15 protein-coding genes are annotated in these 20,904 nt (G+C 62.5%); 12 read left to right on the forward strand and 3 right to left on the reverse strand.

Translation table 11 applies throughout. The features are described 5' to 3' along the window. Positions 1-9: 9 nt before the first annotated feature. Positions 10-894, reverse strand: a complete 885-nt coding sequence (gene hemF, locus HJA_RS17100; protein WP_035584800.1) for an oxygen-dependent coproporphyrinogen oxidase — start codon at positions 892-894, stop codon at positions 10-12. A gap of 186 nt (positions 895-1,080) precedes the next feature. Here hemF and petA point away from each other — a divergent pair, with 186 nt between their 5' ends. The 7 genes from petA to HJA_RS18260 all read left to right on the forward strand — a co-directional run bounded on the left by petA (position 1,081) and on the right by HJA_RS18260 (position 7,228). Next, on the forward strand, positions 1,081-1,653 hold the full coding sequence (gene petA, locus HJA_RS17105; RefSeq protein WP_035584803.1) for a ubiquinol-cytochrome c reductase iron-sulfur subunit: 573 nt from the start codon (positions 1,081-1,083) through the stop codon (positions 1,651-1,653). Positions 1,654-1,665: 12 nt separating this feature from the next. Beyond that, positions 1,666-3,126 carry a cytochrome b gene (locus HJA_RS17110; RefSeq protein ID WP_035584806.1) on the forward strand — a complete coding sequence of 487 codons (1,461 nt, stop codon included), beginning with the start codon at positions 1,666-1,668 and terminating at the stop codon, positions 3,124-3,126. Between the two features lie 15 nt (positions 3,127-3,141). Further along, a complete protein-coding gene (locus tag HJA_RS17115) occupies positions 3,142-4,083 on the forward strand; it encodes a cytochrome c1 (protein WP_035584809.1) in 942 nt (313 codons plus the stop codon). A gap of 112 nt (positions 4,084-4,195) precedes the next feature. Then, complete coding sequence (locus HJA_RS18655) at positions 4,196-4,732, forward strand: hypothetical protein (protein WP_035584812.1); 537 nt, start codon at positions 4,196-4,198, stop codon at positions 4,730-4,732. Continuing rightward, positions 4,725-5,246: a GNAT family N-acetyltransferase gene (locus HJA_RS17125; protein WP_162177089.1), complete on the forward strand. Its 522-nt coding sequence runs from the start codon at positions 4,725-4,727 to the stop codon at positions 5,244-5,246. The genes HJA_RS18655 and HJA_RS17125 overlap by 8 nt, the downstream gene beginning before the upstream one ends. Then, positions 5,243-6,121, forward strand: coding sequence for an S-methyl-5'-thioadenosine phosphorylase (locus tag HJA_RS17130; protein WP_035584815.1), 879 nt, complete (start codon positions 5,243-5,245; stop codon positions 6,119-6,121). Before HJA_RS17125 ends, HJA_RS17130 begins: the two co-directional genes overlap by 4 nt. A 69-nt stretch (positions 6,122-6,190) precedes the next feature. Next, complete coding sequence (locus HJA_RS18260) at positions 6,191-7,228, forward strand: hypothetical protein (protein ID WP_051597839.1); 1,038 nt, start codon at positions 6,191-6,193, stop codon at positions 7,226-7,228. Positions 7,229-7,237: 9 nt separating this feature from the next. Here HJA_RS18260 and HJA_RS17140 read toward each other — a convergent pair whose 3' ends face one another. Beyond that, the gene (locus HJA_RS17140) at positions 7,238-8,764 is read right to left on the reverse strand and encodes a helicase HerA-like domain-containing protein (RefSeq protein ID WP_035584818.1); all 1,527 of its coding nucleotides are present in this window, start codon (positions 8,762-8,764) and stop codon (positions 7,238-7,240) included. Between the two features lie 151 nt (positions 8,765-8,915). Between HJA_RS17140 and HJA_RS17145 the strand changes: the two genes are divergently transcribed. Both HJA_RS17145 and HJA_RS17150 read left to right on the forward strand, forming a co-directional pair. Further along, positions 8,916-10,037 carry an AI-2E family transporter gene (locus tag HJA_RS17145; RefSeq protein ID WP_035584821.1) on the forward strand — a complete coding sequence of 374 codons (1,122 nt, stop codon included), beginning with the start codon at positions 8,916-8,918 and terminating at the stop codon, positions 10,035-10,037. Positions 10,038-10,395: 358 nt separating this feature from the next. Next, positions 10,396-15,123: an NAD-glutamate dehydrogenase gene (locus HJA_RS17150; RefSeq protein ID WP_035584824.1), complete on the forward strand. Its 4,728-nt coding sequence runs from the start codon at positions 10,396-10,398 to the stop codon at positions 15,121-15,123. Positions 15,124-15,168: 45 nt separating this feature from the next. Here HJA_RS17150 and HJA_RS17155 read toward each other — a convergent pair whose 3' ends face one another. Next, positions 15,169-17,889, reverse strand: a complete 2,721-nt coding sequence (locus HJA_RS17155; protein ID WP_035584826.1) for a M1 family metallopeptidase — start codon at positions 17,887-17,889, stop codon at positions 15,169-15,171. A gap of 122 nt (positions 17,890-18,011) precedes the next feature. Between HJA_RS17155 and HJA_RS17160 the strand changes: the two genes are divergently transcribed. The 3 genes from HJA_RS17160 to mtgA are packed head-to-tail and all read left to right on the forward strand — an operon-like array spanning position 18,012 to position 20,867. Then, positions 18,012-18,686 (forward strand): glutathione S-transferase family protein, encoded by a 675-nt coding sequence (locus HJA_RS17160; protein ID WP_035584856.1) that lies wholly within the window; start codon positions 18,012-18,014, stop codon positions 18,684-18,686. Then, the gene (gene queG / locus HJA_RS17165) at positions 18,667-19,800 is read left to right on the forward strand and encodes a tRNA epoxyqueuosine(34) reductase QueG (protein WP_035584829.1); all 1,134 of its coding nucleotides are present in this window, start codon (positions 18,667-18,669) and stop codon (positions 19,798-19,800) included. The genes HJA_RS17160 and queG overlap by 20 nt, the downstream gene beginning before the upstream one ends. Then, the gene (gene mtgA, locus HJA_RS17170) at positions 19,797-20,867 is read left to right on the forward strand and encodes a monofunctional biosynthetic peptidoglycan transglycosylase (RefSeq protein WP_081814793.1); all 1,071 of its coding nucleotides are present in this window, start codon (positions 19,797-19,799) and stop codon (positions 20,865-20,867) included. The genes queG and mtgA overlap by 4 nt, the downstream gene beginning before the upstream one ends. Positions 20,868-20,904 lie beyond the last annotated feature (37 nt).

The raw sequence follows: 20,904 nt of genomic DNA on the forward strand, positions 1-20,904 counted from the left end.
AGTGGCCGGTCAGGGCCACTTCACCACCGGCGGCATGGAGGAGAGGATGCTGGTGACATTGCCGCCGGTCTTCAGGCCGAAGGTCGTGCCGCGGTCGTAGAGCAGGTTGAACTCCACATAGCGGCCGCGCTGGATCAGCTGTTCCTCGCGCTCGGCTTCGCTCCAGGCCTGCCGGAATCGTTTCCGCACCAGTTTCGGATAGATGTCCGCGAACTGCATGCCGACTTCCCGGGTGAAGGCAAAGTCTGCGTCCCAATCGCCGGTATTGAAGCGGTCGTAGAAAATACCACCGGTCCCGCGCGGCTCATCCCGGTGGGGCAGGTGGAAGTAATTGTCGCAGGTTTCCTTCATCTGCGCATAGTCGGCGCCGGGGTGGACATCGCAGGCCGCTCTCATGGCGGTGTGGAATTCCACAGAATCTTCGAAGGCCTGATCGCGCTGGTAAGCCAGAAGGGGATTGAGGTCGCCGCCGCCGCCAAACCAGCTCTGGCTGGTCACCAGCATGCGGGTATTCATGTGCGCCGCCGGCACGTGCGGGTTGCGCGGATGGGCGATGAGGGAGAGGCCGGAGGCCCAGAATCGCCCGCCGGACTGGTCTGCGCCGGGAATTTGTGCAGCAAAAGCCTCTGAAAATGTGCCGAAAACTTCGGAAAAGTGGACGCCGACTTTCTCGAAGACCTTGCCGCGCATCAGGCCCATGCGTCCGCCGCCCAGGTCCTCGCTACCGTCGCCGCGTTTCCATTCCGTCAGTTCGAATTTGCCCGGATCGCCCCGGTACAAGGGCGGTTCGGCTGCTTGTTCGATGGCTTCGAAGCGGCTGCAGATGTCTTCCTGGAGGGCACGGAACCAGTCACGTGCGCGCTGTTTTTGGGTTTCGGGATCGGTCATCGTCATGGGATTTGTCTTGTGGCGTAAGCTGCACAGCTTGCAAGCCCCCTGTTGTCACAGGGCTCAAGTCAGGATAACGCCCTTTTTCAGTGTATCTCAGGGGGCTGGCCCGCGCCCACTTGCCGCAATGTGCGAGGGGGCGGGGTTCTGTAATACGGGGCCAGAACTCTGCCTGTTGAGGACGGGAAAAGCGTGACCGATCAGACATCACTTGAGCACGGCGGTGCTGTTGACGAGGACCGCCGCAATTTTATTCACATCGCGACGGGAGCGGCAGCTTTCGGCGGTGCTGCCATGTTCGCCTGGGTCGCTGTCGACCAGTGGAACCCGGCAGCAGATACCAAGGCCGCTTCGGCCCTGGACGTCGACATCTCCAAGATCCCGCTGGGCAGCGAAATCCGCGTGCTCATCGGGGGCAAGCCTTTCTTTGTCCGTCACCGTACCCCGGCCGAGATTGCCATGGCCGAGTCGGTGAACGTCGCATCTCTGCGTGACCCGCAGACCGATGACGAGCGTCTGCATCCGATGCAGAACGGCGAGCTGAACCGGGCCATCCTGATCACGTCAGGATCCTGTACGCACCTCGGCTGCGTCCCGGTTGGCCCGGCACAAGGCAACACCGGCGACTTCGGCGGCTGGTACTGCCCTTGCCACGGTTCGCACTACGATACGTCCGGCCGCATCCGCAAAGGCCCGGCCCCCCGCAATCTTCCGGTTCCGAACTACCGCTATGTTTCGGACACCGTGGTCAACATCTCGCTGTAAGGACGGTAGCCCATGAGCGGACACGAATCTTCTTACACTCCGACCAATGCGTTCACTCGCTGGCTGGATACCCGCCTGCCGATCATCCGGTTCGCCCAGGATACGGCAATCAATTTCCCGACCCCGAAGAACCTGAACTACTGGTACACGTTCGGTGGCATTCTGGCGGTCTGCCTTGCCACCCAGATCATCACTGGTGTGATTCTGGCCATGCACTACGAAGCGAGCGTCGACGGCGCCTTTGCTTCGGTTGAGCGCATCATGCGCGACGTGCCGTATGGCTGGCTGCTTCGCTACATCCACGCCAATGGCGCCTCGATGTTCTTCCTCGCGGTCTATATCCACATGTTCCGTGGCCTTTATTACGGCTCATACAAGGCACCGCGCGAAGTGCTCTGGATCCTTGGCTGTGTGATCTACCTTCTCATGATGGCAACGGCCTTCCTCGGCTACATGCTGCCCTGGGGCCAGATGTCCTATCACGGTTCCAACGTGATCACCGGCCTGTTCGGTGCGATCCCGCTGGTCGGTGAAAGCATCCAGACCTGGCTGATGGGCGGACCGTCGATTGGCAACCAGACCCTGCAGCGCTTCTTCTCGCTGCACTATCTGCTGCCATTCATGATCGCCGCTGTTGTGATCCTTCACATCTGGGCCCTGCACGTGCCGGGCAACAACAACCCGACCGGTGTTGAAGTCCAGGACGTCGAGAAGGAAACGGTTCCGTTCCACCCGTACTACACGGTGAAGGACGCCTTCGCGATCGTCATCTTCCTCATCATGTTCGCTGTGTTCGTTTTCTACGCTCCGAACGTGCTGGGCCATGCCGACAACTATGTTGAGGCCAACCCGCTGGTGACCCCGTCGCACATCGTGCCGGAATGGTACCTTCTGCCGTTCTACGCGATCCTGCGCGCCATTACCTTCGACCTCGGCCCGATCCCGGCCAAACTGCTGGGTGTGATCTTCATGTTCGCGGCCATCGCGGTCCTGTTCCTGCTGCCATGGCTGGACACGTCGAAAGTGAAGTCCATGCGCTACCGTCCGGTCGCAAAGCAGTTCTTCTTCGGCTTTGTCGCAGTCTGCCTGCTGCTTGGCTGGTGCGGCGCGGCGAACCCGGACGATGCCGTGATCCCGGCACTGCAGGGCGAATCGAAACTGGTCGTCAGCTACACCGAAAACGATGTGGAAGTGACCAGCGAATACAGAGGCGGCGGCGAAGCCTACCACGATGCCAAGAGCTTCATGGAAACGCTTCCGGCTGACGCGAACCCGTCTCTGTCGGCTGTGCCGGCACCGACCTTCCAGTTCCGTCACCTCTCGCTGATTCTGACCTTCTGCTACTTCGGCTACTTCGTGATCCTGTTCTTCATCGGCCTGACCGAGAAGCCGAAGGAAGTTCCGGAATCCATCCACAAGTCGGTCCTGAAGCGCCACAAGGCGTCGACGGCAACCGCCATTCCGGCGGAATAGGGAGCCAGGGGAACCATGAAAGCGCTTCGACTCCTCACTGCCGGCCTGGCCGGACTCATCTTCACCGCTGCAGCGCATGCTGCAGGCGGCGCCGAGCACCCGCACCCGCCCGAAGGCGGCTGGCCGTTCGAAGGTCCGACGGGCCAGTTCGACCAGGCCTCGCTGCAGCGCGGTTATCAGGTGTATCATCAGGTCTGTTCATCGTGCCACTCGATGAAGCTGATGAGCTACCGGAACCTAGGTGAACCGGGTGGTCCGTTCTATGATCCGGCTTATCCGAACCCGAACGACAACCCGTTTGTGAAGGCGCTGGCCGCCGAGAACGAAATTCTCAGCCCGACGCCGAATGATATTGGCGAGTTCGATTATCGTCCGGCCACGCCGGCTGACACGTTCCGCAGCCCATATCCGAACGTTGAAGCGGCCCGCGCTGCCAATGGCGGCGCTGCACCGCCGGATCTGTCGGTCATCACCAAGGCCCGCCATGGCGGTGCCAGCTATGTCTACCACCTTCTGTCCGGCTATCCGCATGACGATGCGTTCGTTCAGCGTGAAGTCGACGGCGAGACGGTCACCTATGTCGACATGTCGAAAATGGGTGGCCATGGTGACGAGCATGCCGAAGGCTTGCTGAAGGTAAATCCGGGCCAGTACTACAACCCGTACATGGCTGGTGACACGACGCCGAACTTCGAAGGCGACCCGCGTCATGCCCCGAAAGGTGGCTTCCTGGCGATGCCGCCGCAGCTGCTGGAAGGCCGCGTCGAGTATACCGACGGCACGGAGGCAACGGTTCAGCAGATGGCTTATGACGTCGCTCAGTTCCTGGCATGGGCCGGTGAGCCGAAGCAGGAACACCGCAAGTCGCTCGGCTTGGCTGTGATGGCTTACCTCCTCATCCTCGCTGTCCTGCTGTGGTTCTCCTACAAGCAGATCTGGCGGAAGATCGACCACTAAGGCTCGGTCTGGCAGACCTAATGAATTGAAAAGCCCCGGTTTTGCCGGGGCTTTTTTCTTGCGGCGCTGGCGATCTGACCCTTATCTTCCGTGCCCTCAGGTGGAGGGAGATATGGCTGAAGGAAAGTTCCTGAATATTGCGAATGCTGCCGGGGCGGTCGGCGGCGCGCTTGTCGGCGGTCTGGGTGTCCTGTTCGCGCTTGGCGACACGTCGCCAAAATCCCTGTCGGGTATGGCGTCCTCGCTCGACCGGATCGCTGAAAATCTTGAAAAGATGCAGGATATTGACCCATCAGCGGCCGGGGAGGCCGCAGATGTCCTGACACGGGCGGACGCGATCAGCCGCAAGGTCGCGGAGAAGGCGGCAGGTCTGCAATTGCCGAATGTCGACGGCGTGCTGCTCACTGATGAAGGCGTCGCTGTCCCGGCCCGGGAGACCAAGACCATCGTGATGGGCAATGGCGAACGGGTGAGCATGAGCTACCTCGACCGGACCACGAAGGGCTATACCATGACTATAAATGGCCAGGAGGGACTATTCCCGATCGGTGCCCGCATTCACACGTCGGAAGATGGCAAATGCTTCGTGGAGTTCCTGCGAACCGAAGACCACTTTTCCAAAGCGATTGTCAGGGCTGTCTGTGAGTGATCCTGCTGCCGCCGGAGCGTCCGGTATAAACCTCCGGCGGGCGGGCCTTGCAGACAGCGCACTCATGGAAGAGCTGACGCGCCGGATCTGGACCGGGCGCGTGTCACCGGAATCGACCGTTTTCACCGAAACGCCCGAATCTGTTGCCGCGCAGCTGGAAAAAGGCGGGGGCGCCATCCTGTTCGACGGGCCGGTGGCCATCGGGTCCGGCCGATGGGTGCCTGTGCCGGGGCCTTCAGGGCAGGGGCGCTGGATGGAGATCAAACGGATCGGCGTGCTGGAAGCGTGCCGCAGGCGCGGCTTCGGCGAGCTCATTCTGAAAGCCCTCGAGCAGGCCGGCCGTGAAGCCGGGGCAGAGGGCGCGCAGCTCGCCGTCCGTCACGACCAGGTGAGGCTGGTCGACTTCTATGCCGGGCTTGGTTACGTGCTGGCGGATGATGTGGAACTGACCACGCCTAACCCGCGTTCCCCGCCGCCCATCGGCATGCGCAAAGACTTCAGGACGAACACATGAGCAAATGGACCCTCGGCATTATTGGCGGCTCCGGCCTTTATGAAATCGACGGACTGGAAGACCGGCGTGAAGAGACGGTCGACACGCCCTGGGGGGCGCCGTCCGATGCGCTGGTGCATGGCCGGATCGGCGATGTGAAGCTGGTTTTCCTGCCTCGCCACGGCCGTGGTCACCGCCTGTCGCCAAGCGAAGTGCCTTACCGGGCGAATATCGCCGCGCTGAAAATGGCTGGTGTGACCGATGTGCTGGCCATCTCCGCCTGCGGCAGCCTGCAGGAACAATATGCTCCGGGAGATTTTCTGGCCGCCGACCAGTTCATCGACCGAACATTCGCCCGGGCCAAGACCTTTTTCGGGGAGGGGATGGTGGCGCATGTGTCCATGGCCCGTCCGGTCTGCGCCCGGTTCAGCGCGCTGGCGGCAGACGCCGCCGAGGCGGCCGGGGCAAAAGTGCATCGCGGCGGGACTTACATCGCCATGGAGGGGCCGCAATTCTCGTCCCTCGCCGAATCAAAACTCTATCGCCAGTGGGGCTGTGACGTGATCGGCATGACCGCGATGCCCGAGGCCAAGCTCGCCCGCGAAGCCGAGCTGCCTTATGCCGTGCTGGGCATGGTGACGGATTATGATTGCTGGCGCGAAGAGGAAGAGGCGGTCACGGTGACCAATGTGCTGGAAGTGATGGCCCGCAACAGCGCGATCGGCCGGAAAGCCGTTGTAAAACTGGCGGAAAAACTGAGCGGAACGGAGCGTACACCGAGTCCGGACGGGATCGATACCTGCCTCGATTACGCGCTGATTACGGCAGAGGCCGCCCGGAATCCGGAAACGATCCACAAGTTGCAGGTGATTGCGGGACGGGCGCTCAGCCGCTAAGGTTTTCGCTCCATTAACCTGAACGGGCGCGGGGCTGGTGCGTTCGGGCTGATTGGAGGGGAGCTCAGAATGAGTGAATCGCAATTCTACACGTTCATCACCGGCGGGGTCTCTCTGATGATCGCCGCCGGGCTGCTGGTTGCCTGGCACCTCTGGCGCATGCGCGAAGAGCATCAGGCCGGGATTGTCTCGGCCCTGGATGGGGTCAGCCATGAGCTGCGGATTAATCTCCAGCGCTTCGTCTCCGAACTCGGTCAGGTCCATGCCATTCAACAGGCCGGGCCGGACCTGCTGCTGCCGGTCCGCCATCCCCAGCTGGACGGCGTGAATGCGTCCATGATCCGCGCCAACCGCAATGCGCTGGCCGTCATCGGCAACACCTATCAGGAACTCGAAGCCCGCAAGATGGCGTTGCGCGCGGCGCTGGCGCAGGGCCGTGACCCGGTCGACTCGCTGGACGATGCCATGGATGCCACGATCAATGGCATTGCGACGCTCTATATGTGGGAAGTGCATGGCGGTGCCCGGCCGTCTGAAGTGGGCCGTGTCCGTTCCTGGGATGTCCGTGACTGGATGAAGGGGCATAATTTCACCCAGCAGTCGCTGCCCGGCATGTATCTGCGCGATGAAGTGGTTGAGCGCCTGCGGGCCTACGGCCTGCACCTCACGCCGAAGCCGCTGACCCATACGGCGCACGAATATTATTCCATGCAGTACGACCGGAAGGCTGACATTCACGCGCCATTCGGCCGCCGCAAGACACCGGAACAGCTGGAAGAGGCGGCGCGAAAGGCTGAAGAAAAGGCGGCGAAGAAAGCCGCGAAACAGGCTGAGAAAGAAGCCCGCAAGGCGGCCAAGGCAGCTGAAAAGGCGGAGAAGGAAGCCGCTGCACGGGCTGAGGATGAGGCAAAGGCGGCCGCATCGCTCGCCGCCGTGGACACGGTCATCGATGAGGGCCCGGCCTATGCGGATGAGCCCGCCGAAGAGACCTATGAAGAAGGCCAGGTGTTCCATTCATCCCATGACGACCCGTCAGACATGACGGATGAGGATGAAGACGAATACGGTATGATCGAAGACGCCGAGACGAATACCCGTCCGAACTAGGCGTCCGGTTCAGCGCTTCATGCTGCCGAGAATGCCGCGCAGGATATAGCGCGTGAATTCGCGGGCTGCCGAACGCGCGGCCTGGTTGCCGGCTTTCTGCAAAGGAGACATGCGGCGGGAGCGGCTGGACGTCTTCTTTGCCCGGGCCTTTTTCTTCTCCAGCTCTTCCTTCGCTTTTTCCTCCTCCTTGGCCAGACGCTCTGCTTCCTTGGCGGCTTTGGCTTCCTTGGCTTCGAGGATTTCGTAGGCGGACTCGCGGTCGACCACGCCTTCATATTTGCCTGCGACGGGGCTCTCGTTCATCACTTTCTTGCGCTCGGTCTCTTCGGCCGGGCCGAGCCGCGAGGCTGGTGGTCGAACCACCGTATGCTGAACAATGCTCGGTGCGCCCTTTGCGTCGAGCGTCGAGACCAGGGCTTCACCCACGCCAAGCGTCGTAATCACTTCTTCTGTGTCAAAAGCCGGGTTCGGACGGAAGGAATCCGCGGCTGCGCGAACGCCTTTGCGTTCTGCGGGTGTGTAGGCACGCAGAGCATGCTGGAACCGGTTGCCGAGCTGCGCGAGCACGCTTTCCGGAAGGTCGCGGGGGTTCTGCGTCACAAAGAAGACGCCCACGCCCTTGGAGCGGATCAGGCGCACGACCTGTTCGATCTTCTGGAGCAGGGCAGAGGGTGTGTCATCAAAGAGAAGGTGGGCTTCGTCGAAGAAGAAGACCAGTTTCGGCTTGTCCGGATCCCCCACTTCCGGGAGCTGTTCGAACAATTCCGACAGCAGCCACAGCAGGAAGGTGGAATAGAGTTTCGGGCTGTTGATGAGGCGGGTGGAGTCCAGCACGCTGACGACACCGCGTCCGTCGGTGGTGGTGCGCATCATGTCGCTCAGTTCCAGGGCCGGTTCACCGAAGAAGTGCTCGGCGCCTTCGCGTTCCATGACCAGCAGGTTGCGCTGCAGGGCGCCGAGGGAGGCTGAGGCGATGTTGCCATATTCCTTGCTGAGTTCGTCGCGGATTTCCTTGTCGCCCATATGGGCGAGCAGTTTGCGGAGGTCTTTCAGGTCCAGCAGCAGGAGGCCGTTATCGTCGGCATATTCGAAGGCGATGTTCAGCACACCTTCCTGCGCATCGGTCAGCCCCATCAGGCGGGATAGCAGCAGCGGGCCCATTTCCGAAATCGTCGTGCGGACGGGGTGGCCTTTCTCACCGAACAGGTCCCAGAAAATCGTCGGCGCGCCAGCATAGGAATAGTCCTCCAGGCCGATCTTTTCGGCACGGGAGACGAGTTTCGGATGCAGCGGGTGTTTCTCGCTGCCGGGGACGCAGATGCCTGAGAGGTCACCCTTCACGTCAGCGCAGAAGACCGGCACGCCGGCATCGGAAAAGCCCTGCGCGAGGATCTGCAGCGTGATGGTCTTGCCAGTGCCGGTCGCGCCGGCGACGAGGCCGTGGCGGTTGGCGATCTTCAGCAGCAGTTCCTGCGCAACGTCCGGCTTGCCGGTTCCGTTCGCGTCTGCGCCGCCGATGAAAATGGAGTCTGTCATGGATTCCCCGCCTCTTCCGTTCCTGCCGGGACGCTAGAGAATTCGCCGGATTCGGCAAGGGGCGGGGTGTAACAGATCCGGGCCGTGGGCGGGCTGCTTGACGCCGGGCGGGGCTGGCGCCACGCTTGGCCAAAGCGAAGGGGGAACGGAAATGAGCCGCGCTGCCACCACCGGAATCTGGGTCATCGCAACAGGTGTGATCATCGCGTTCCTTTACTGGACGCGGGCCATTCTCGCGCCGTTCGCGCTGGCCGTCTTCCTGTTCCTGACCATCGAGGGCTTTGCCACGATGATCGACAACTGGACCCGTTTCCTGAAGATCGGCCATGCGCGCGTCATCGCCATCCTGCTGGTGCTTGGCGGGTTCATCGGGTTCATCGGTCTGATGGCCAATGGCATCGCCGAGTTCGGCCGCGATGCCGGGGAGTATGAGACCAAGATCAACGGCCTGATCAGCGATGCCTATGACGTCGTCCACATGACCGGGGCGCCGACATTGCAGGAATTGCTGTTCAACGAGACCGGCCAGCGCTTCTTCGCCACGATTGCCAATGCGACGGGGGATCTGTCAGGCGATGTCGTGCTGATCCTGATCTATGTCGCCTTCCTGTTCCTGGCGCAGTCCGGCTGGACGCGGAAGCTGGACAACATGTTCCCGGAGCCGGATGCGCGTGCGCAGGTTCGCGAAGTGGGGGACGAGGCCCGCCGGGGGATCGAAAGCTATCTCTGGACGCAGACCGTGATTTCCGCCCTCATCACCGTGCTCACCTATTGTTCACTTCTGGTGCTGGGCGTGAAGAATGCGCTGTTTTTGTCAGCGCTGATTTTTGTCCTGAATTACATCCCGACCGTCGGATCGATCGTTGCAGCGATGGTGCCGCCGCTGTTCGCGCTGGTGCAGCCCAGCATGCCAGCCTGGGTTCCGGGCATGCCGCCACAGGATACGTACATCTATGCCGGGCTGGTCCTGGCCGTTGTCAGCTTCTGGCAGTTCTCGATCGGGAACTTCATCCAGCCCCGTATGATGGGAGAATCACTCAACCTGTCGTCGTTGGTTGTGTTGCTGGCACTGGCCATATGGGGCGTGATCTGGGGCATCCCGGGCATGTTCCTGTCGGCCCCCCTGACGGTGCTGATGATGGTGCTGTTCGCGCAGTCCGAAGCGACGCGCTGGATCGCGATTTTATTGTCTTCAGACGGCAATCCGCAGGGCAAGGGAGGGCTTCAGACGGCGCGAGTTACAGCTGGTGCTGCACAAGACGGTGGAGCCTAAAACCAATTCATGGCACTCCACAACTGTACCGCGATCTGAACGACTCACACCTTCAGTATTTCAGGAATTTGCAAGTGGACTGAGATGCCGCTCTTGCGGATAAAATATTCAAGATAATATACGTTATAAAGCGATCAGGCCTCCGCGTGCGTCCCCCCACCCAGCCTGCGGACCAAGGCCTGTAGGGCCCGCCGAACACGTCCCCGTTCGGCGGGTCCGTTTTATTTGGGCAAAACTGATCCCTGTTCGCCAGCGCAACACGAAAGTTTCAATTGAAACCACCAAGTTGAAGGAATAGGTGACCCGCGTTAGACCGGAGCAACACCGAATCCTTCCTCTTTGTGTGTGAGTCATTTCCATGAACAATCAGACTGCCGCCGCCGATCCGCTCGATCAGGTGCTGACGCAGGTCAGGCTGGAGTCAGGCAATGAAGACCTGAGCGGCCTGGAACCGGCCGATATTGAAACACTGGCCCGCGGCTTGTGGAGCTGGGCTTCAGTGCTTCCGGCAGGCGAGCAGAAGGTCCGTATCCTCGCCGACGCGGACGGGGCATCCGGTAAGCTCGGTCGCAGCATTCTCGAAACAGCCAGTCCGGACATGCCGTTTCTGGTCGACTCGCTGCTGGGGGAGTGTGCCGACCAGGGATTTGAAGTCCGCACCCTGTTCCACCCGGTCGTGCGTCTGGCTGACGGGCGCATGATTTCGGTCATCCAGATTCATCTGCCGCGCCTGACGGACCGGGAAGCCGACCGGCTGGTGGAAGGGGCCCGCAGGACGCTGAAGGATACGGCCCAGGCGGTTGCGGACTTCAAGCCGATGAAAGAGCGGATGCGCGAGGAAATCCGCCGCTTGTCCGTTCTGGAAGAGCCCCGCCATGCGGATACGCATGAGGCCGTCGCATTCCTGGAATGGCTGACCAAAAACCATTTCGTCTTCCTGGGCTGCCGCGAATACCGGTTTGAAACCGATGCCGAAGGCCGCGTCCTGCCGGAAGAGCCGATCATGATCGAGGGCAGCAATCTCGGCCTGCTGCGCGACGAGGACCTGAACGTTCTGTCGCGCGATGCAGAGCCGCTCGTGCTCACCCCTGGTATCGGCGAGCTTCTGGAGGAGCCTTTCCCCCTGATCGTGGCAAAGTCGACGCTGATCAGCCGGATCCATCGCCGCGTTGCCTGCGACTATGTCGGCGTCAAACAATATGATGAGCAGGGGCGGGTGAATGGTGAGGTCCGCTTCCTTGGCCTCTTCACGGCCGAGGCCTATGACGAGACTGCCCGCTCCATCCCGTTCATCCGCCGCCGTGTGCTTAAGGTGATTGCATCCTCCGGGGCAACACCGGGCGGCCACACAGAAAAGGCGATCGCGAATCTGCTGGAAACCTGGCCGCGCGACGAGCTGTTCCAGACCGGGTCCAAAGTGCTGGCCCCGATGATCATGGGCGCCCTCCACCTGATCGGCCGGCCACGCACGCGGCTGTTCCTGCGCCGAGACCAGTTCGACCGCTTTGCCTCCGCGATTGTGTACGTGCCACGCGAGGCCTATGACACCACGTTGCGTGAACGCATCACAGAGACGCTTGAGCGGGCCTATAATGGCCATCTGATCCGCTTCCAGCCCTATTTTGATACCGGGCCGCTGGCGCGCGTTCACTTCCAGATCGCGATTGACCGGAGCCATCCGGAACCGGATGTCGCGGAACTGGAGGCGGAGATCGCCCGGCTTGCCCGCACCTGGGATCAGGCCCTGCGCGAAGCCATGATGCAGGCTGATTTAAACCCGATCGACGCGGAAGGGGCCCGGACGTTTATCGGCGGATTCAATGCCGCTTATCGCGAGGCGTTCTCTCCGGAAGAGGCAATGCGCGATGTTGCCATGATGGCGCAGCTGAATTCCGGTGCGCCCATTGTTGCCCGCGCCTACCAGACGGTGCAGGAGGATGCGGACAAGATCCGGGTGAAAATCTATTCCCGGAACGGATCGATTCCTCTGTCGCGTTGTGTGCCGGTCTTCGAGAAGATGGGCCTGTTCGCGGCATTCGAGACGGGTTATCCGATCCGTCCGACAGAGAAACCCGTCCCGGATGCGCCGGATGTTTATTGGGTACACGACCTGTCAATGCGCACCGAGAACGCGGCGTCCATCGATCTGGATGAGGTTGCCCGTCGTCTTGAAGATGCGTTCGTGGCCGTCTGGAGCGGGTATGCGGAGAATGACGGTTTTAACCGGCTCATCCTCACGGCCGGCGCGACCTGGCGTGAAGCGGCGCTGATCCGTACCCTGTGCGCCTATCGCCGGCAGACCGGGCTGGACCAGCCGCAGGATGTCCAGGAAGCGGCGCTCGCCCGTTATCCGCAACTGACCCGCCAGCTGATCGAACTTTTTGCCTGCCGGTTCGATCCTTCCAGCGAGATGAGCCTGCGCAAGCGGGAAGAGGCGTGCCGCGAAATCTGTGACCGGATCGAGGTGAGCCTGCGGGATGTGTCCGCGCTTGCGGACGATCAGGTGCTGCGCCGGCTGACCGACCTCATCCTGGGTGTACAGCGGACCAATTTCTACCAGACTGCGGCCGATGGTGGTCCGCACAGTTTTGTCAGTCTGAAGATCGCCAGCCGCGTGCTGCGCGAAATCCCGGAACCCAAACCGTTCCGCGAGATTTACATGTCCAGCCCGAAGGTCGAAGGCGTTCACCTTCGCTTCGGTCCGGTCGCCCGCGGCGGCCTGCGCTGGTCTGACCGCGCCGCCGACTATCGCACCGAAGTCCTGGGCCTTGTGAAAGCGCAACAGGTGAAGAACGCCGTGATCGTGCCGGTTGGCTCAAAAGGCGGCTTCTATCCGAAACAATTGCCCGACCGGTCGGACCGTAATGCCTGGTTCGAGGCCGGACGCGAGGCCTATAAGGAATTCATCACGGCGCTCCTGGAGCTGACCGACAATCTGGTCGACGGCAAGGTTGTGCATCCGGCGGATACGGTCGTCTGGGACGGAGAAGATCCCTATCTCGTCGTCGCCGCCGACAAGGGCACGGCCACCTTCTCCGATACGGCCAATGCGATCAGTCTCGAAAAAGGCCACTGGCTGGGCGATGCGTTCGCGTCCGGCGGATCGGCAGGGTATGACCACAAGAAGATGGGCATCACCGCGCGCGGAGCGTGGGAAGCGGTCAAGCGCCATTTCCGGGAAATGGGCAAGGACATCCAGACCGAACCCTTCACCGTGATCGGTGTCGGCGACATGAGCGGCGATGTGTTCGGCAACGGCATGCTGCTGTCGCCCGAAATCCGCCTCGTCGCGGCATTCAACCACATGCACGTCTTTGTCGATCCGGACCCGGTCGATTCGAAAAAGAACCTGGCAGAGCGCCAGCGGCTGTTCGACCTGCCTCAATCGAGCTGGGAAGACTATGACACCAGCCTCATATCCGAAGGTGGCGGCGTGTTCCCCCGGTCGGCCAAGTCGATCACGCTCAGCGACGAGATCAAGGCGCTGACAGGGCTCAGCGCTGACCAGGTGACGCCCGATCAGCTGATCCACGCCCTGCTGAAGACGCAGGCGGACCTGCTCTGGTTCGGCGGTATCGGCACCTATGTGAAGTCCGACAAGGAAACCCATGGCGACGTGGGCGACCGCGCCAATGATGCCATCCGGGTCGATGCACATCAGCTGCGCGCCCGGGTTGTGGGCGAGGGGGCCAATCTCGGCCTGACACAGGCGGCCCGGATCGAGTTCGCGCTGGCAGGCGGCCGGATCAATACCGACGCCATCGACAACTCTGCCGGTGTCGATTCCTCTGACCACGAAGTGAATATCAAGATCCTGGCGGCAGATGCGATCCGGCTTGGAAACCTGAAGGAAGAAGACCGTAACGACCTGCTGGCCGAGATGACGGATGATGTGGCCGCACATGTGCTGCGTCACAATTACGACCAGACGGCCGCGCTGACGCTCTCCGAGGCGACGGTGAAACAGGATCATGAGGCGCTGGAGCGGCTGATGGTGCATCTCGAAGACCGGGGTGTCCTGAACCGCGAACTGGAAGTGCTGCCGGATACCGGCGACATGAAAGTACGCGCCGATCAGGGGCAGGGGCTGACCCGGCCGGAACTTGCCGTGGTGCTCGCTTGGTCGAAGATCACCCTGTTCGACGACCTTGTTGCCTCTGACCTTCCGGATGATCCCTTCTTCGAGGACGTCCTCAAGGCTTACTTCCCGAGCCCGATCGATGCTTTTGGCGAGGCGATGGATGCCCACCGTCTGAAGCGGGAGATCATTGCCACGGTTCTGGCCAACCGGTCACTGGACATGGGCGGGCCCGTTACCATCTTCCGTATGCGGGAGATGACCGATACGACAGACATGGCTGCCATTGTGCGCGGCCTGGAAGCGGCCCGTGTCGTGCTGGACTTCGATGGCTTCCAGCGTGAAGTCGATGCGCTCGACAATGTCGTCCATGCCGATGTGCAGACCGACCTTCGCCTGCTGGCAGCCCAGGCGATGAGTGCGGCGGCTGCCTGGTTCGTCACGGCCATGCCGAAAGGTACGCTGAAGGAACTGGTCGATGCCACACATGCGCCGCTGAATGAATTCAAGGCCGCGCTGGCGGACATCCACACCCATTTCCCGGCCGCGCAGATCGAACGCTCCACCCGTACGCTGATGCGCCGCGGCGCGCCGGAGGAACTGGCACGCTGGGCGTCGGCCATGAGCCTGTTCGCGCAAGGACTGGTTGTGGTGGACCTGGCAAGGACGACCGGCAAAGCGGTGCCGGAAGCCGGTGAGTGCTTCTTCCAGATCGGGGAGGCGCTGCGCCTCGACCGGCTTCGCGTGTCGGCGCTGGACGGGCTTGCCAAAGCCGGTTTCTGGGACCGTGTCGCTGGCCGCCGCCTGATCGTGGAACTGGTGCAGACGCAGGCCGATGCTGCGCGCGATGCGCTGGCGGTCGGCGGGGCGGGGCCCTGGCTTGCCCATCATCAGGAAGGCCGCCGCGACATGCTGGCGACGCTGGCAGAGCTCGGCAAGGAAAAGGCGTGGAGCTTTGCGAAGTTCGCGCTGGCCGCCGATGCTGTGCGCCACTTCATGAAACGCTAGGGAAATTGTCCCGCACCGGCATTTATCCGGTGCGGGACGGTTTCATCAGTTGTCCGAGAAGACCGCTTTGATCTCGTCGGCCGTGCTCGCCTTCTCGGCGCTGCAAAGCTCGCCGCGCTCGACGCCCTGCATCAGCGAACGTTCATAGCCGGGGATCAGGTCTGCCTGGCTCTCAAAGAAGGCTTTCGCATCCGCCACATCTTCGGCCGTGCAGAAATAGCCGGTCACGCTTGCGGTCTGCGGTTTGCGGATCGACGGGATCTTCGCGACGATGGAGGCGAAATTCGTTTTCATCATCGGCCAGATCGCCGGGCGGACATCCGAATTGGCCAGCGAAGCGCGATAGATCGTGTAGAGCTCATTACCCGAGATCTCGTCACCGAGCGCCCGCTTGAAGAGATCCATCACGACCGCTTCCGACCCATTGCCGGCCAGCGCGGATAGGATGGTGGCCCGTTCCGTCTGGTTCTGCGATGCGAGGACATAGGCGAGGGCGCCGTCATAGAAGGCCTGTCCTTCATCTTCGATACCGATGGCGACAGCCGCGCCGAGGTCTTCGGCGGGCAGGGCGGTCGGGTCTGCATCCTGTCCGATGCCGAGATAGGCTTTTGCCTGCGCGGTGAAGACGGCACGGTCGTCAGCCCGGTTGCCTTCGTTCAGCAGGAGGTTCCAGAGTTTCGGCGCGAGCAGGCGTTCCGATGTGGTCAGGGCTGTTGCCGGGCGATCGAAAAGGTATTCGCCGACAGGGCCGTAATTTGCTTCGACCCAGTCAGCCAGTTCAGCCTTGCCGTCTTTATCGAGCGAAGCTTTCAGTGTCCCGATCATGTCGATCGATGTGCTGACAGCGGCCGCCGATCCGGTTGTTGCGGCTTCGAGCCCGGCAACCATGTCTGTCGCGCTGACCTTGCCGGCGCTGAAGCCGGCATTGATGGAATCGGTCAGCATCATCTGCTCGGCCGGTTTGAGCGACGCATAGTTCTCGCGCAGGGCTGCAGCATTGTTTGCATCGGTGACGAAGCGCCAATAGCCGGCGCCGCCCGCATTCGGCATCACCCAGTCCGGGCAGCTGTCCAGGGCAATCGTGCTGGACTTGCCGGACAGCATCTGCCGGACGATGTGATCGCCGGAGGCATCATGCACGCGGGCCGCAAACGGGATTTCCCAGGTCTGGGCTTCGGTATCGATCGTGGAGCCGAGCGGAGCGTAGCGGCTCTGGGTGATGGCCAGTTCGCCGGTCTCTCCGCTGCAGCTGACCTGTACGTCCAGGAATGGAATGCCCGGCTGTGCAATGAAGGAGGTGAAGGACGAGACGACATCCGGCTGGCCGGATCCATCGGCAAGGCTTTGCATGAAGTCCTCGGCGGTGGCGACGCCATCTTCGAAGCGGCGCATGTGCAGGCGCATGCCATCGCGGAACGCGTCTTCACCCAGATAGGTCTCGAACATGTTCAGCACGCTGCCGCCCTTGCGGTAGGTGATGGAGTCGAACGCATCATTGATGTCGCCATTGGTCCGGATCGGGTTCCGGATCTGGCGGGTCGAGGCGAGGCTGTCGGTCGGCATGGCCGTCAGGCTGGACATGATCGGGGCAAGGTCCCATTCCCCGTCCGGATCGATTCCGTTCATCGTCTTGGAGCTGATCCAGGTTGCGAAAGCTTCGTTCAGCCAGATGTCATTCCACCAGGCTGGCGTGACGAGGTTGCCGAACCATTGGTGGCCCAGCTCGTGTGCATGCGTGTTGAAGATGGCGCGCTGGCGGGCGAGCGAGGTCCGGTCGTCGATCAGCAGCGCCGCTTCGCGATAGACGATGGCCCCGGCATTTTCCATTGCGCCATAGGCAAAGTCCGCCGCGGCGATCAGGTCGAGTTTTCCATACGGGTAGGGATAGTCGAAATAGGCTTCCTGCCACTCGACCATTTCATCCGTGATGTCGAGCGCATCGGCGAGCTTCTCGCCCTTGCCGGCGGCCGCGAAGCCACGCAGCGGCACCGGCTCAGCCCGGACAGCCGTCGCCGGGATCGGGTCTGCGACCACTTTGTCATACGGGCCGACCATCAGGGCGACGAGATAGGACTGGATCGGACGCGTCGTTGCGAAACTGTGGCGCACCATGCCGTTGCCGAGATCTTCGGAGCCGGCGTCCGCGCCGTTCGCAGCGACTTCCATGCCTTCCGGTGCGGTGACGGTCAGCGTGTAGGGCGTCTTGAAACGCGGCTCGTCGAAGGAGGGGAACATTCGGCGGGCATCGATCGGTTCCATCTGCGTGACGAGATAGGGCCGGTCAGCCTGTTCGACCTTGTACAGGCCTGCGAGGTTGAGATTGTAGGGCGCTTCATACTCGATCACGAGCGTGGCCGGGCCAGCTGGCAGCGGCGCGGCGAAATCGATGCGGGAGACGCCATCGGCGGCTTCATCGCCCGTGAATGTAGCGGCGATCTCCATCCCGTCCGGCAGCACGGCCTTCACGGAGGAGACGACCGGGCCAAGCGCATGCAGCCAGATGCGGGCGTGCGGCTTTTCCAGCGCCAGGTCGATTTCCTCATGCCCGGTGAAGGTGGCCGCGCTCGGGTCTGTCACCAGGTCCAGGCGGTAGGCTGTCGGGCGGACACCTTCCGGAAGCTGGCCGGTCGGCGCTTCGGCCTGAAGAACGGGTGCTTCGATCGAGGCCGTCATTACAGCTTCGGTTTCAGCTGGCGTGCTGCAGGCGGAAAGCAGGACGAAGGAGGCGGCACCGGCCAGGAGAGCGGTCGCAAGTCTGGATTTCATGGGAGGATCTCTTCGGTGAATATTCAGGCCTTTTTTGAACCACAGCTTTTTCCGTTCGGATAGACGTTCTTTACTCCTGTGGATTAATTATCGTGTGACGACAGCCTAGGGGCTTGCAGCCCATGATCAGACTTTACCATTGGAACCTCGATCCGGCCGGACGGCTGGTGCGTCTCTGTCTGGCCGAGAAGGGGCTGGGATTTGAGACCGTGGAATCTGCGCCCTGGTCGCCGCATCCGGACCTGAAACTGCTCGGCCCCGGCGCTGTGGCCCCGGCGCTGCTGCAGGATGGGACCGGCGGGCGCATCGTGGCTGTGGGCACGCGGGCAATCTGCGAATTTCTGGAAGAGTCGGTCGAAGGCCAGCACCTGCTGCCGCTGCATCTCGGCCAGCGCGCCGAAGCGCGGCGCCTCTGGGCCTGGGTCGAGGAGGGCTTCGAGGAGGTCACCGACAAGCTGCTGACCGAGCGGGTGATGCAGTGGGTCCGGCGTGACCGCCAGCCGGACTCTGAAAAACTCCGCCGGGGCGCCCACACGCTGCGCGGGCGGCTGACCTTCCTGAACGCGCTGGTCGAGACACATGGCTTCATTGCCGGGCGGGACCTGACGCTGGCAGACCTCGCCGCGGCAGCGCACCTCTCGGCCTGCGATTATTTCGGCGACGTGGAATGGGCCGCCGTGCCGGACCTGCGCACCTGGTATGCGCGGCTGAAATCACGGCCGAGCTTCCGTCCGCTGCTTGCCGACCGGCTGGCTGCCGTGCGACCTTCGCCGCACTATGCCGACCTTGATTTCTGATCCGGCGGATCGCGCCGAATTTGCCAGACAGCACGCCCTTACGCTCGGCTTCGATGCGGTCGGGATTGCGCGGGCCTATGAAGCCTGGGCGGCGTCTGAGCGGCTGGAGGCCTTCGTCGAGGCCGGCCGCCACGGCACGATGGACTGGATGGAGACGACGCTGGAACGGCGGCGTACGCCCACCTCCATGTGGGCGGGTGCGAAGTCTGCCATCACCGTCGCGCTGAACTATGGCCCGGACCATGATCCGATGGACACGCTGCAGCAGCGCGAGGCCGGGAACATCTCCGTCTATGCACGGGGGAGGGACTATCACGATACGCTGAAGTCCCGCCTCAAACAGCTCGCCCGGGAATTCGTGGCGAAGACCGGGGCGGAGGTGAAAGTCTTCGTTGATACCGCGCCGCTGATGGAAAAGCCGCTGGCGGCGAAAGCCGGCCTCGGCTGGCAGGGCAAGCACACGAACCTTGTCAGCCGGGACCTTGGGTCCTGGTTCTTCCTCGGCGTGATGCTGACGGATGCCGAACTTGTCCCCGATACGCCCGAGGCGGATCATTGCGGCAGTTGCCGGAATTGTCTCGACATCTGCCCGACCAAGGCTTTCCCCGCGCCGTACCAGCTCGATGCGCGGCGGTGCATTTCCTATCTCACCATCGAGCACAAGGGCCCGATCCCGGAGGAATTCCGCGCATCGATGGGCAACCGGATCTATGGCTGTGACGATTGTCTCGCCGTCTGCCCGTGGAACAAGTTCGCCAGCGCAGCCAGCGAAGCGGCCTTCCATGCGCGCGCCGAACTGAAACTGCCCGGCCTCGATGAACTCGCCGCGCTGGACGATGCCGCCTTCCGCGAAGTGTTCTCTGGCTCGCCCATAAAACGGATCGGGCGAGACAGGTTCGTACGCAATGTCTGCATCGCGATTGGGAACTCCGGCGCGGCCCGGTTCGTTCCGCAGCTGGAAGGTCTCGTGACAGACGCCTCTGCGCTGGTGCGCGGGGCGGCTGCATGGGCCCTCTTGCAACTGGATGCGGAGCGGTTCTCATTCGCGCGTTCACAGAACGTGGCCGGGGAAACAGACCCCGATGTGCTGAGGGAATGGAACAGAAGCGCATGAAGAAGATCCCTCGGAAACAGCCGCAAGGCCGGGGCCTGATGGACTATCTGGGTTGGGTGCTGAAATTCGCGCTCGGCCTGTTTGTCGGCGTGCATATCTATGCCCTCGTTCTGAAGGCGGCGCCGGTGCCGGGCACCGTGCTGATGGCGCAGCGCGCGATTGGCGGTGAGCAGATCCAGCGCAAGATGGTTTCCATCGACGACATTTCTCCCAATCTCGTCCTCGCCGTGATTGCGGCGGAGGACACGCGCTTCTGCCAGCATACCGGCCTCGACCGGGATGCGATCGAGAAGGCGATTGACGAATACAAGCAGGGCAAGGGCCTGCGCGGGGCGTCCACCATCACCCAGCAGACGGCGAAGAATGTCTTCCTCTGGAATGGCGGCGGCTTTGCCCGCAAGGGCGCCGAAGCCTGGTTTGCGACCTTCATCGACGGTATGTGGGGCAAGCGCCGGGTGATGGAGGCCTATCTGAATGTCGCCGAATGGGGCGACGGCATCTTCGGCGCCGAGGCGGCGGCTGAGGCGCGGTTCGGCAAGTCCGCCGCCGACCTGACAGAGCGGGAGGCCGCGTTGCTGGCCGCCGTCCTGCCGAGCCCGAACAAATGGCGGCTCGACCCGCCGGGGCCATATGTGTCTAAACGCGCCGGCACGCTGCAGGCCCGTATGCGGGTGGTCCGCTCAGAGGGACTCGCGTCCTGCGTGCTCGACGAGCAGGCGGTACGCCGCTCCGCACCCAGACGGCCGGCAGAGCCGCAACCCGCCGCACCGCAGGAGACCCGTCCGGAGGTCCGGCCCGAAACCCCGGCCGCCCGGCCCTCCCTGCCGGACCTGCCGCCACCCCCGGAAGAGGGGGCAGGAGATGCGCCACAGGATGATGCGGTGACGGAGACCCCGGACGAGTTCGACAGTTTCCTGCAGGACGCCGAGGACCGGTTCGGGCAGGAGACAATGCCCGCGCCAGAACCGCCGCCAGAGTCGCCTCCAGAGTCGGGCCCGGCGGAGACAGATCCGGAGACGGATTCAGGTCCGGCCGATCTGCGGCCACAGCCCCTGGACCCGGAATAGGAACCAGCACGTGCGACGCCCGTGAAGGCGCTTGGTG

It is taken from the genome of Hyphomonas jannaschiana VP2 (assembly GCF_000685215.1).
Taxonomy (GTDB): domain Bacteria; phylum Pseudomonadota; class Alphaproteobacteria; order Caulobacterales; family Hyphomonadaceae; genus Hyphomonas; species Hyphomonas jannaschiana.

Bases quoted from the DNA above. Each gene is read 5' to 3' on its own strand.
- HJA_RS17140 (WP_035584818.1), bottom strand. From the start codon at position 8,764: ATGACAGACTCCATTTTCATCGGCGGCGCAGACGCGAACGGAACCGGC.
- hemF (WP_035584800.1), bottom strand. From the start codon at position 894: ATGACGATGACCGATCCCGAAACCCAAAAACAGCGCGCACGTGACTGG.
- HJA_RS18655 (WP_035584812.1), top strand. From the start codon at position 4,196: ATGGCTGAAGGAAAGTTCCTGAATATTGCGAATGCTGCCGGGGCGGTC.
- queG (WP_035584829.1), top strand. From the start codon at position 18,667: ATGCCGACCTTGATTTCTGATCCGGCGGATCGCGCCGAATTTGCCAGA.
- HJA_RS17130 (WP_035584815.1), top strand. From the start codon at position 5,243: ATGAGCAAATGGACCCTCGGCATTATTGGCGGCTCCGGCCTTTATGAA.
- HJA_RS17150 (WP_035584824.1), top strand. From the start codon at position 10,396: ATGAACAATCAGACTGCCGCCGCCGATCCGCTCGATCAGGTGCTGACG.
- HJA_RS17145 (WP_035584821.1), top strand. From the start codon at position 8,916: ATGAGCCGCGCTGCCACCACCGGAATCTGGGTCATCGCAACAGGTGTG.
- HJA_RS17155 (WP_035584826.1), bottom strand. From the start codon at position 17,889: ATGAAATCCAGACTTGCGACCGCTCTCCTGGCCGGTGCCGCCTCCTTC.
- HJA_RS17110 (WP_035584806.1), top strand. From the start codon at position 1,666: ATGAGCGGACACGAATCTTCTTACACTCCGACCAATGCGTTCACTCGC.
- HJA_RS17160 (WP_035584856.1), top strand. From the start codon at position 18,012: ATGATCAGACTTTACCATTGGAACCTCGATCCGGCCGGACGGCTGGTG.
- HJA_RS18260 (WP_051597839.1), top strand. From the start codon at position 6,191: ATGAGTGAATCGCAATTCTACACGTTCATCACCGGCGGGGTCTCTCTG.
- HJA_RS17115 (WP_035584809.1), top strand. From the start codon at position 3,142: ATGAAAGCGCTTCGACTCCTCACTGCCGGCCTGGCCGGACTCATCTTC.
- mtgA (WP_081814793.1), top strand. From the start codon at position 19,797: ATGAAGAAGATCCCTCGGAAACAGCCGCAAGGCCGGGGCCTGATGGAC.